The organism is Streptococcus mitis SK564 (assembly GCF_000148525.1).
In the GTDB taxonomy this organism is placed as follows: Bacteria; Bacillota; Bacilli; order Lactobacillales; family Streptococcaceae; genus Streptococcus; species Streptococcus mitis_H.
Genome location: NZ_AEDU01000027.1, coordinates 17,488 through 29,278, shown reverse-complemented (window position 1 = coordinate 29,278; position 11,791 = coordinate 17,488). Strand labels below are relative to the sequence as shown.

Below are 11,791 nucleotides of genomic sequence, written 5' to 3'. Positions count from 1 at the left end.
TGTTCCTTACAAAGTGTGGTGTTTTTATTTTCATACTCTTCGAAAATAAAATTCAAACCACGTCAGCTTCGCCTTGCCGTAGAAATATGTAACTGACTTCGTCAGTCTTATCTACAACCTCAAAGCAGTACTTTGAGCAACCTGCGGCTAGCTTCCTAGTTTGCTCTTTGATTTTCATTGAGTATCAAATACCTCCCGCAACTCAACAAGTATCTTTGAATCCCGGTCAGAAATTTCAGTACCTGACTCAAGGAATTGAAGATCCCAAAAAACAACCCTCAGTCGATTGACCGAGGGTTCCTTATTTCATTATTCAAGAACTTTATTAGCTCAATGCATCCAAGGCATCATCCATTGAAAGAACTTCGTGGAAGACACGTTGTGTCAATTCAGTTTTTTGTTCTGGAGTGAGGTATTTAGTGTTTACACAGTATCCAGAGATACGTACGATAACATCTTCACCTGACATAATCTTTTCGTAAACATCGTTCAAGTCCATAACGTTCAAGTTAACGTGTTGTCCACCGTTTTCGAAGTAACCATCAAGGATTGTTACCAAGTTATCAACTTGTTCGTCACGAGTCTTACCAAGAGCACGTGGAGAAACCTGAGTAGTCAATGAGATACCATCAGCTGCATAACTAAAGTCAAGGCTAGAAAGTGAGTTCAAGTTTTGCAACCATCCACCTTTAGCTTTGTTAGATGGGTTAGCACCTGGTGAGAAGAATTCAAGTTTAGACAAGTTCACAGAACCATCTTCGTTGAGGTATACACCTTTGTGGACTGGTGAGTTACCAGTTTGTTTAGAGTAAGCAACGTTAGATGTGATAGTCAAAAGTGAAACTGTAGCTTCTGCGTCTTTGTAAAGTTTGTGGCTACGTAGACGAGTTGTGTAAGCTTCGATCAACCATTCTGCCAATTCGTTTGAACGAGGATCATCTTCACCCCAACGTGGGTATTCTCCGATTGTTTCGTAATCGTAGATGTAGCCATTTTCATCACGGATTGGTTTAACTGTAGCGTATTTGATAGCTGCCAATGTATCAACAGTGTTGGCAAATCCACAGATACCAAATCCCATGTTAGCACGTTGTTTAGTTGGCAAGAAGGCCATTTGAACAGCTTCGTAGTTGTACTTATCAGTCATGTAGTGGATGATGTTCAAAGCATCTACGTAAGTGTCAGTCAACCAGTCAAGAGATTTTTCAAAGTTAGCTTTAACTGATTCAAATTCAAGAACTTCGTCACGGATTGGTTCGATGTCAAATACTTTGTAGTCTTTGTGAACATCGTCGTAACCACCGTTCAAACCAGTAAGAAGAGCTTTCAATACGTTTACACGCGCACCGAAGTACTGGATGTTGTGGCGTTGTTCTTCATTTTCTGGGTCAAGTGGAGACACACAGCATGAGATACAGCTCATTTCACCATATCCGTCTTTAGCCATTGTTGTTACACCTTCATATTGGATTGAAGAGTGTTTGTGGCTCATGTGCATACAGTAGCGACGGAAGTTGTATGGCAATTTATCAGTCCAAAGAACTGTCAAGTTTGGTTCTGGAGAGTTACCGATGTTGTCAAGTGTGTTCAAGAAACGGTAGTCCATCTTAGTAACACGGTGACGACCGTCGTTACCCATACCAGCCATAGAAGTTGTGATGAAAGTTGGGTCACCTGAGTACAATTGGTCGTAAGCTTTTGTACGAGCAAATTTAACTGTACGAAGTTTCATAACGAAATCATCAACGAATTCTTGGATTTCTGATTCAGTAAATGTACCACGAGCAAGGTCACGTTCTGCAAAGATGTCCAATACGATTGGTACACGTCCTAGAGATGTAGCAGCACCGTTGATAACACGGCAGACAGACATGAAGGCGATGTTAACCCATTGGATCGCTTCTTTAACGTTCATCGCTGGTTTGCGAACATCAACTCCGTAAAGGTCCCCCAAGCGAACAACTTGTTGCAATGCTTGATATTGAAGGTTGATTTCTTCACGAAGACGGATTGTTTCTTCATCAATTTCTTCGATTGCATTCCAGTCGTTTACTTTTTCTTGCATCAAGTAGTCTGCACCGTAAAGAGCAAGACGTGCGTAAACACCGATGATACGTCCGCGTGAGTATGCATCTGGAAGACCAGTTACAGTGTGTGCGTGACGTGCGCGACGGATGTTTGAAGTGTAAGCACGGAAGATACCGTCGTTAACTGTAGTCACATATTTTGTAAAGATTTCGTGAACAGCTGGGTCTGGTTCGTATCCATTTTCTTTCAAAGTAGTTTCAGCCATACGGATACCACCTTTTGGCATGAAGTTCAATTTGAAGAGTTCATCGTTTTGGATACCGAAGATAACTTCGTTTTCTTTATCGATAAATCCTGCTGGAATGTCAGCAATAGATGTTGGACGAGTGTCCATTGGGAAACGAGTTTCTTCGTAGTGTGCTTTAGTTTCTTCTACAATTTTTTTGATGTGAAGTGAACGTTCTGTTGGTCCTGCAAGGAAGCTTTCATCTCCATCATAAGGTGTGTAGTTAGCTTGTACGAAGCGTGATACACTTGCTTTTTCTTTCCAATCTACGCCTTTGAAGCCTTCCCAAGCTTTGTCAAAAATATCTTGTGCTTCAACAACTGTCTTAACAACCATGTTAATGTCCTCTTTTTTCTTTCTAGTAACAACCATCTGTTACATTCATGAGACAAGTATACCATACAGTAATCGTTTTCAACAAGTGATAAATCCCTATTTTTACACTTTCTTTTCTAAAACAGTCTATATTTCGTTCCAAACTGTATTATATTTTTGAAAAAATAAAGTCCTTTTTTCTTTTTTTCAGAAAAAAGGGTATAATAAAAGAAAATAAGCAGTAAAAAGGTGCTAGACATGTTGATTTTCCCTTTGTTAAATGATTTGTCAAGAAAAATCATCCATATTGACATGGATGCCTTTTTTGCTGCGGTGGAAATCAGAGATAATCCTAAACTCAAAGGAAAACCTGTCATTATCGGAAGCGATCCTCGGCAAACAGGTGGGCGTGGTGTCGTTTCCACTTGTAGCTATGAGGCGCGAGCTTTTGGTGTCCATTCAGCCATGAGCTCTAAGGAAGCCTATGAGCGTTGTCCCCAAGCCGTCTTCATCTCAGGAAATTATGAGAAATACAAGGCTGTGGGACTCCAGATTCGAGCTATTTTTAAGCGCTATACAGATTTGATTGAGCCTATGAGTATTGACGAAGCCTATTTGGATGTGACAGAGAATAAACTCGGTATCAAGTCAGCGGTCAAAATCGCACGCCTCATTCAAGAGGATATCTGGCAAGAACTCCATCTAACTGCTTCTGCTGGCGTTTCTTATAACAAATTCTTAGCTAAAATGGCTAGCGATTATCAAAAACCTCATGGTTTGACAGTGATTCTACCTGAGCAAGCTGAGAACTTTCTCAAACAAATGGATATTTCCAAGTTTCATGGAGTAGGAAAGAAGACGGTAGAACGTCTTCATCAAATGGGCGTTTTTACCGGCGCTGATTTGCTTGAAGTCCCTGAGGTAACCCTAATAGACCGCTTTGGCAGACTGGGCTATGACCTTTATCGAAAGGCTCGTGGTATCCACAATTCCCCAGTCAAGTCCAATCGCATCCGTAAATCAATTGGGAAGGAGAAAACCTATGGAAAGATTCTCCGTGCCGAGGAGGACATCAAAAAAGAGCTGACTCTCCTATCAGAAAGGGTCGCTCTCAATCTCAATCAGCAAGAAAAAGCTGGAAAAATTGTCATTTTGAAAATCCGCTACGAGGACTTTTCAACTCTTACTAAACGAAAAAGTCTTGCTCAAAAAACACAGGATGCTAGTCAGATAAGCCAAATAGCCCTGCAACTCTATGAAGAATTAAGCGAGAAAGAAAGAGGTGTCCGCCTGTTGGGGATTACCCTGACTGGATTTTAAAACCTTGAAGAGCTGCCCCTTCAAGGTTTTTCTTATACAAATAAACGAACAAAGCTATAAAGTAGCAAGACACTACCAAGCACGATACGGTATTTACCGAAAAGGGTAAAGTCGTGTTTTTTCACATAACTTGTCAAGAAACGAATAGCGATCATGCTGACCGCAAAGGCGACTCCCATCGCAACCAAGAGCAAGAACAATTGTCCAAAGTTCAAGAGTTGTCCTGCTTTTATAAATTTGAAAATCTTTAATGCACTAGCTCCAAACATAACTGGAATTCCAAGATAGAAGGTAAATTCTGTCACAACAGAACGACTGGTTCCATTCAACAAGCCACCGACAATCGTTGCACCAGAACGACTGGTCCCTGGTAAAAGGGCAAGAACTTGGAAGAGTCCGATATAGAAAGCTGTCGTATAAGGAAGCTTGTCCAACTCTGTTACACTTGGCTCGATAGCACGCGCTTTATTTCGCTTTTCCAAATAGATAAAGGCAATCCCATAGATAATCAACATAAGAGCAACAGACACCATGTTATGGAAGTGGGTATCAAACCAATCATCAAATTTAAAGACGGCAAGCAAAGGTAAAGTGGCAACCAAGACCTTCAACCACAGTCTCCAAGTCTTACGAACTTCCTGCTTGTCCTTAGTTGATTTGAAAGGATTGAGCTTATTAAAGTAAATGACCATAACCGCTAAAATAGCACCAAGCTGAATCACGACATTAAACATGGACATAAAGGCTTCATTCTGATTTTGGTATTGGATAAACTCCTCTGCTAAAATCAAGTGACCTGTACTGGAAATCGGCAACCATTCCGTAATTCCTTCAACAATCCCGAAGAAGATAGATTTTAAAATTTCAATAAGATACATAGATTACTCCTTTTTCTATCTTCCATTATAGCATATTTTTCAGTCTATGGCAGTTCTCTTTAAAAGGCGCCGATACTGCCGCCACCTCCGCCTCCAGAGAAGCCACCGCCAGAACTTCCACTTCCAGAAGATACAGAGTAGGTACTTGCTGTATTTGCGACACTAGCATAATGGCTCATTTGCGCGCTTGAATGATAAAACATACTATTCCAACCATAAGCTACATAGAGGTTGATATCTGGATTTTCCACTTGGATATGATGAACCTTCATCAAATGGCTGACCTTGTCCGCATAGCCAAATAAGGTCGCATAGACCAAGAGGCGATTCCAGACCACAATACTTTCCAATTCAGCCTGATCCAATCGTGCAATCTCACGCAACATATTTTCAAAACTGGTCCAGAGATAGTATACTTCTGCTCCTGCTTCATTTAGGACACCATCACGATTATCTAGCCGAAGCTTCCAATAATAGAAAACAGCCAAAACCAAACCTAGAAAACCAAGTATAGGCAAGGGGAGGAAAAGATAGCCATAAACATCCAAACTGTACAAGAACAAACCAAATCCGATAAATAGGGGCAGGATAGTCAAGACCCCCATACCCACTTGCAAGGCCTTTTCCCCACCAGTTAAAGGACGATAATAATCTGGGAGTCCCCAGAAGGAAACTCGATTTCTCACTCCTTCTTGCATCTCTTTCAATACTTCTTCAAAAGAAGATTTGAGCTGACGCCCCTTTGCTTGAATCCGTTTTTCATCAGAGACTTTTGCTCTACGATAAAGACTATCAGATACCTTGTAATCCGCAAACAAATTGGAAAGAGTTTCTTCTTTTTTACCTGAAAAAGCCAGATTTAGACAGTCTCTCTCAAAACTTGACAAACTATCTTCTTTTACTAGCCTCAAACCAACTGCATCTCCTTCTGAAATGATAGAGACATTCCCACGGTCTATCACATCTAGCAAGGTAGCTTGAATAAGTTGATCAAAGGTGAATTTACCTGCTCCTTTTGTTAGAGGACTCACTTCCTCCAAGGAGGTCGAGTAGACTGCTTCTGATAAAACCATAGGCTCTAATTCCATTGGTGGTTCATAGATACGATGATTTTTGCCATATTTGACCGAAGGAGCGGTCTTTCTTCTATAAATAAAATAGAAACAGACACTTAATGACAAGGAGATAGAAAGTATCAAAGGGAAGACCCAGGTAACGAGTTGTTTACTTTGCTCTTTTTCTTTAACAATCGAGTCTTCTATCTTATTAAATTCTTCTAAACGATTTCCTTTCAATCCCTGATCCCTAGCGCTAGCAAAATCAGTTCGAGGCCAGTAGGCATGCAATTCAACTCCACGCTTAGGCGGAAGATTGTCTAAACGGATAGTATAATCAAGGTTACTCTTTTCAATCGTTCCCTCTCTAAAAAGTTTCCCTGTATGGAAAAAGAGTTTTTCAGCCCCCTTGTCTCCCCTTACATGAAATTCAAACTTTCCAATAGTTCCTGAACTATCTGTTAAAGGTTGCCAATTTAATTCAGCGATATCATCATATAGGAAAAGCAAATTCTTTAAGTTCCAGACGAGGTCAACTTCAACTGTGTCACCTTCCTGACCTGGATTATAAACTTTAACAGTATAACCATCTGCTCCTTCTATCACTTCGCTAGTAACATCTGTCAGCTCAGCACCGTTTTTCGCAGCCTGAACCTTTGGATGAGAGTCAATGTCAAATCCACTAGGCATCTTGCCAGCACGTCCAAGTCCCACGATTTGGCCCTTAAAGTCCTCCTCAAACTGATAAACTATCCTTTGTCTAAATTCTGCCGTATTGTCTGCATGAATATACAAATCCCCTTGGTAAGAGTTTATCTTGAAATCAATGGCAAAAACAGAGAGTGGCAGAAGGCAAAACAAGCCTAACACCAGTAAGAAAAAAGTTTTTTTCATCAACTAAGCCCCCTTTTTATCTTTGCTATCATTATATCATTTTTTTATCAAGTAAGGGCTTACCTATATTGAAAAATAGAGTTTTTTTCGATAAAATAGGAGACAGTTATTTTTTAATAGATTAGAAATAGGAGAAATCATGAGAAAAATATACTTATCTATTTTCACAAGTCTCTTGCTGATGCTGGGACTTGTCAATGTTGCCCAAGCCGATGAATATTTACGCATCGGGATGGAAGCAGCATATGCTCCCTTTAACTGGACTCAGGACGATGATAGCAATGGAGCTGTCAAAATCGATGGAACCAACCAGTATGCCAATGGATACGATGTTCAAATCGCCAAGAAAATCGCTAAGGACTTAGGTAAAGAACCTTTGGTTGTTAAAACCAAGTGGGAAGGTCTAGTCCCTGCCCTTACTTCTGGTAAGATTGACATGATTATCGCAGGTATGAGTCCAACTGCCGAACGCAAACAAGAAATTGCCTTTTCAAGCAGTTACTACACTAGCGAACCAGTTTTGCTTGTCAAAAAAGATTCTGCCTATGCAAATGCCAAATCTTTGGATGACTTTAACGGTGCCAAAATCACTTCTCAACAAGGTGTCTACCTTTATGACTTGATTGCACAAATCACAGGTGCTAAAAAAGAAACAGCCATGGGAGACTTCGCTCAAATGCGCCAAGCTCTTGAGGCTGGTGTCATCGATGCTTATGTTTCTGAACGCCCAGAAGCTCTGACTGCCGAAGCTGCTAACTCTAAGTTCAAGATGGTTCAAGTAGAACCAGGTTTCAAAACGGGGGAAGAAGATACAGCTATCGCCATTGGACTTCGTAAAGATGACAACCGTATTAGCCAAATCAATGCCAGCATTGAAACTATTTCAAAAGATGACCAAGTTGCCTTGATGGATCGTATGATCAAGGAACAACCTGCCGAAGCTACAACAACTGAAGAGACTAGCAGTAGTTTCTTTAGCCAAGTCGCTAAAATTCTTTCTGAAAACTGGCAACAACTTTTGCGTGGTGCTGGTATCACTCTTTTAATCTCTATCGTCGGAACCATTATAGGTCTCATTATCGGTCTTGCCATTGGTGTTTTCCGTACTGCTCCTCTCTCTGAGAATAAAGCCATTTACAGCCTACAAAAATTAATCGGCTGGATCCTCAATGTCTATATCGAAATTTTCCGTGGTACACCTATGATTGTTCAATCAATGGTTATCTACTATGGAACTGCCCAAGCTTTCGGTATCAACCTTGACCGCACACTGGCTGCTATCTTCATTGTTTCAATCAACACCGGTGCCTATATGACTGAAATCGTCCGTGGTGGTATCCTAGCAGTTGACAAGGGACAATTTGAAGCTGCGACTGCTCTTGGTATGACTCATAACCAAACCATGCGTAAGATTGTCCTCCCTCAAGTAGTCCGTAACATCCTACCAGCAACGGGTAATGAATTTGTCATCAATATCAAAGATACATCTGTATTGAACGTTATCTCTGTTGTCGAACTTTATTTCTCAGGAAATACCGTGGCAACGCAAACCTATCAATACTTCCAGACATTTACAATCATCGCCGTGATTTACTTTGTCCTCACCTTCACCGTAACACGTATCCTACGCTTCATCGAACGCCGCATGGACATGGATACCTATACTACAGGTGCTAACCAAATGCAAACGGAGGATTTGAAATAATGACACAAGCAATCCTTGAAATTAAACACCTCAAAAAATCCTATGGCCAAAACGAAGTGCTAAAAGACATTTCACTCACTGTCCACAAGGGAGAGGTCATCTCTATCATCGGAAGCTCTGGAAGCGGGAAATCGACCTTCCTACGCTCCATTAACCTCCTTGAAACGCCAACTGATGGACAAATCCTTTATCATGGACAAAACGTCCTCGAAAAAGGCTATGACCTCACGCAATACCGTGAAAAACTAGGGATGGTGTTCCAATCCTTTAACCTCTTTGAAAATCTCAACGTTCTTGAAAATACAATCGTCGCTCAGACAACTGTCCTTAAACGCGAACGTACAGAAGCTGAAAAGATTGCCAAAGAAAACCTGGAAAAGGTCGGCATGGGGGAACGCTACTGGCAAGCGAAGCCAAAACAACTCTCAGGTGGTCAAAAACAACGTGTGGCCATCGCTCGCGCCCTTTCAATGAATCCTGACGCCATTCTCTTTGATGAACCAACATCAGCTCTCGATCCAGAAATGGTTGGAGAGGTCCTCAGAATCATGCAAGATCTGGCTCAGGAAGGCTTGACCATGATTGTCGTAACCCATGAAATGGAATTTGCCCGTGATGTCTCTCACCGTGTTATCTTTATGGATAAGGGTGTGATTGCTGAAGAAGGTAAACCAGAAGACCTCTTCACTAATCCTAAAGAAGACCGAACAAAAGAATTCCTTCAACGTTATCTCAAATAATAAGAAAAGGCTGCATCAATCGTGCAGTCTTTTTGCTGTCCTCATACTCTTCGAAAATCTCTTCAAACCACGTCAGCTTCGCCTTGCCGTAGGTATATGTTACTGACTCTGTCAGTCTTATTTACAACCTCAAAGCAGTGCTTTGAGCAGCCTACGGCTAGCTTCCTAGTTTGCTCTTTGATTTTCATTGAGTATCAAAATGAAAAGGCAGACCTTATTCAAGAATCCGCCATTATCCAAAGATTAATCTTCAAATTTTTCATGATTTTTTTCATAGAAATCAATTAAACCTAGAGCTGTTTCAAATGAAATATTTTTTACTTTTGCACGACCCTGCGCTAGAGCAATGATAGACATTTCACGCGCATTCGTTTCTTTAGAGATACGGTAGCCTGTGATTTTCTTATCACGAACCCAGCCAACAACTGATTCTACTTTTTCAAAGTTTGACTTAGCCATGTTCTTCTCCTATTTTCTTCTTTACGTTATATTATTCTATACGTTTTTATGTCTTTTGTCAATAAAAAAACATATATTCAATAAAATAAATGACCCAGAATCTTCTTACTTCCTTTTTAAAGCCGATAATATATAGGTTTTTGCTTACTATAACCCATTAGTATGCTCCTAAAAAACAATTGCATTATTAAACTTTAAACTTGTAAAAATATTCATGTATACTGAATGCCAGTTTCTCAATAGGATAGACAGGATTTACTATTTCATTCTATATATTCCTTTTAAATCAACAAGTCCACTAAAGATAGTCTTTCACTCCACACTATCTCTAAACCATTCTGTTTTTCTTTCTCCTTCTTTGGTTCCTTTCCTGTCCTTATCTATATCTTATTCGTTTTACAACCGGTACTACTTACTTTGTCCAATCTTGCACCTTCTGATTACATACCCGCTTTCCAGCTAGTCATTTAAAAACAGTATCACTAGCTGTTTCATGTCTAGCACTATTGTTTATCTCACGAGTTTTTCAGCCGACTTACCTAGCAACCATCTCACAAACATTGATTATTTTTTCTGATTCCTATTATATTTATTGAAAGTTCAAATTAGGGATATATACAATTGGGGATTTCAAAAAATTTCCTTATATATAGTAAGTAATTCTGTCGCCTCAATATAAACAGAATCAAAAATAATAGGTGCTATAGTGAGTTGTAGTAGAAATAGCACGATAGATTTCCTAAGTCCATAGGAATCGCCCCCTTTCTTCACCCTCATTATAACACCTATACATCAGTTGTGCAAATAATATGATATTTTTTTATTAGTCCTCAGACAAGCATATTATAGAGCGTTTCATTACCATTTAAGTTAATATAAGCTGGATCAAAACCTTCCATTCGACGAATCAATCCTGCATAATCATGCTTATCTGCCAAAGCGATCCCAATCAATACAGGCCCTGTTCCCTTGCTAGCTCGTTTGATATACTCAAAACGTGTGATATCATCATTTGGCCCCAGGATATCATTTACAAACTCACGCAAAGCCCCCGGACGCTGTGGAAAATTGACCACAAAGTAATGCTTGATTCCATCATAAATCAAGGCACGTTCTTCCATTTCTGGCATACGGTTGATATCATTATTTCCTCCAGAAATGATACAACAAATGGTTTTCCCCTTGATATATTCAGCTAAAACTTCTAAAGAGGCGATACTAGCTGCGCCAGCAGGCTCTGCTACAATCCCTTGCTTAGAGTAAAGGTCAATCAAGGTTTCAGAAATCAATCCCTCATCGACACCTACTAAGGTTTGAACATGTTGACGAGTTGCTTCATAGGTCAACTGCCCTACCTTTTGCACAGCAATCCCATCCGCAAATTTGTCAATTTCCTTGAGTTTAACAGGCCCACCAGCTTCAAAGGCAGCCTTCATGGAACGTGCTCCATTAGCCTCTACCCCAATGACTTCAATTTCTGGACTTGTTTCCTTGATATAGGTAGAAACCCCGGCAATGAGACCACCACCAACAGGGACCAAGACAGCATCAAAATCAATCGATTCTTTTCGAGCTTCTTCTAGAATCTCATAAGCAACCGTCCCTTGACCAGCTTGAACATGAGCATCATCAAAGGGATCAATAAAGGTACGATTTTCAGAGACTGTAAATTCTTGAGCTGCTTTAGCTGAGGCATCAAAGGTATCTCCAACTAGTTTAATGGTCACGAAATCCCCACCAAAAAAGCGAACCTGCCCAATTTTTTGTTGCGGTGTAGTAATGGGCATAAAAATAGTAGCAGGAATTTTCATCTCATTACAAGTATAGGCAACTCCCTGCGCATGATTTCCCGCAGAGGCACAGACTACCCCACGCTCACGCTCTTCCTTGCTGAGCTGAGAAATAGCATAATAGGCACCACGAATTTTAAAAGAGCGAACACGTTGGGCATTTTCCTTTTTCAAATAAATCTTAGCATCATACTTCTCCGATAAATAATGGTCATAATCAAGCGGTGTATTAACGACCACACCATTCAAGACCTTGTGAGCCTTGATGATATCTTTTGAACTTAACATCATTTTCTCCTAAACTATCTCATACTATCACAA

At 40.3% G+C, this 11,791-nt stretch carries 8 protein-coding genes; 3 read left to right on the top strand and 5 right to left on the bottom strand.

What is annotated here, in order from left to right:
• Positions 1 to 325: 325 nt before the first annotated feature.
• A complete protein-coding gene (gene pflB, locus SMSK564_RS11220; RefSeq protein ID WP_000260630.1) occupies positions 326 to 2,650 on the bottom strand; it encodes a formate C-acetyltransferase in 2,325 nt (774 codons plus the stop codon).
• Between the two features lie 237 nt (positions 2,651 to 2,887).
• Here pflB and dinB point away from each other — a divergent pair, with 237 nt between their 5' ends.
• Positions 2,888 to 3,949 carry a DNA polymerase IV gene (gene dinB / locus SMSK564_RS11215; protein ID WP_000904572.1) on the top strand — a complete coding sequence of 354 codons (1,062 nt, stop codon included), beginning with the start codon at positions 2,888 to 2,890 and terminating at the stop codon, positions 3,947 to 3,949.
• Positions 3,950 to 3,981: 32 nt separating this feature from the next.
• Here the strand turns inward: dinB and SMSK564_RS11210 are convergent, their stop codons facing one another.
• Both SMSK564_RS11210 and SMSK564_RS11205 read right to left on the bottom strand, forming a co-directional pair.
• On the bottom strand, positions 3,982 to 4,827 hold the full coding sequence (locus tag SMSK564_RS11210) for an undecaprenyl-diphosphate phosphatase (RefSeq protein WP_000280781.1): 846 nt from the start codon (positions 4,825 to 4,827) through the stop codon (positions 3,982 to 3,984).
• 59 nt (positions 4,828 to 4,886) lie between these two features.
• On the bottom strand, positions 4,887 to 6,776 hold the full coding sequence (locus SMSK564_RS11205; RefSeq protein WP_000750663.1) for a DUF2207 domain-containing protein: 1,890 nt from the start codon (positions 6,774 to 6,776) through the stop codon (positions 4,887 to 4,889).
• 139 nt (positions 6,777 to 6,915) lie between these two features.
• On the opposite strand from SMSK564_RS11205, the gene SMSK564_RS11200 reads away from it, so the two are divergent.
• Both SMSK564_RS11200 and SMSK564_RS0103075 read left to right on the top strand, forming a co-directional pair.
• Entirely contained in the window at positions 6,916 to 8,481 is a 1,566-nt protein-coding gene (locus tag SMSK564_RS11200; protein WP_001227300.1) for an ABC transporter substrate-binding protein/permease, read from the top strand.
• Complete coding sequence (locus tag SMSK564_RS0103075) at positions 8,481 to 9,221, top strand: amino acid ABC transporter ATP-binding protein (RefSeq protein WP_000189483.1); 741 nt, start codon at positions 8,481 to 8,483, stop codon at positions 9,219 to 9,221. Before SMSK564_RS11200 ends, SMSK564_RS0103075 begins: the two co-directional genes overlap by 1 nt.
• 243 nt (positions 9,222 to 9,464) lie before the next feature.
• Here SMSK564_RS0103075 and SMSK564_RS11195 read toward each other — a convergent pair whose 3' ends face one another.
• Positions 9,465 to 9,680, bottom strand: a complete 216-nt coding sequence (locus SMSK564_RS11195; RefSeq protein ID WP_001130036.1) for a capsule biosynthesis transcriptional regulator — start codon at positions 9,678 to 9,680, stop codon at positions 9,465 to 9,467.
• 830 nt (positions 9,681 to 10,510) lie between these two features.
• Positions 10,511 to 11,758, bottom strand: coding sequence for a threonine ammonia-lyase IlvA (gene ilvA / locus SMSK564_RS11190; RefSeq protein ID WP_000952965.1), 1,248 nt, complete (start codon positions 11,756 to 11,758; stop codon positions 10,511 to 10,513).
• Between the last annotated feature and the right edge of the window lie 33 nt (positions 11,759 to 11,791).

Excerpts from the sequence above, each read along its gene's own strand:
- pflB (WP_000260630.1), bottom strand. The coding sequence starts at position 2,650 with ATGGTTGTTAAGACAGTTGTTGAAGCACAAGATATTTTTGACAAAGCT.
- dinB (WP_000904572.1), top strand. The coding sequence starts at position 2,888 with ATGTTGATTTTCCCTTTGTTAAATGATTTGTCAAGAAAAATCATCCAT.
- SMSK564_RS11210 (WP_000280781.1), bottom strand. The coding sequence starts at position 4,827 with ATGTATCTTATTGAAATTTTAAAATCTATCTTCTTCGGGATTGTTGAA.
- SMSK564_RS11205 (WP_000750663.1), bottom strand. The coding sequence starts at position 6,776 with ATGAAAAAAACTTTTTTCTTACTGGTGTTAGGCTTGTTTTGCCTTCTG.
- SMSK564_RS11200 (WP_001227300.1), top strand. The coding sequence starts at position 6,916 with ATGAGAAAAATATACTTATCTATTTTCACAAGTCTCTTGCTGATGCTG.
- SMSK564_RS0103075 (WP_000189483.1), top strand. The coding sequence starts at position 8,481 with ATGACACAAGCAATCCTTGAAATTAAACACCTCAAAAAATCCTATGGC.
- SMSK564_RS11195 (WP_001130036.1), bottom strand. The coding sequence starts at position 9,680 with ATGGCTAAGTCAAACTTTGAAAAAGTAGAATCAGTTGTTGGCTGGGTT.
- ilvA (WP_000952965.1), bottom strand. The coding sequence starts at position 11,758 with ATGTTAAGTTCAAAAGATATCATCAAGGCTCACAAGGTCTTGAATGGT.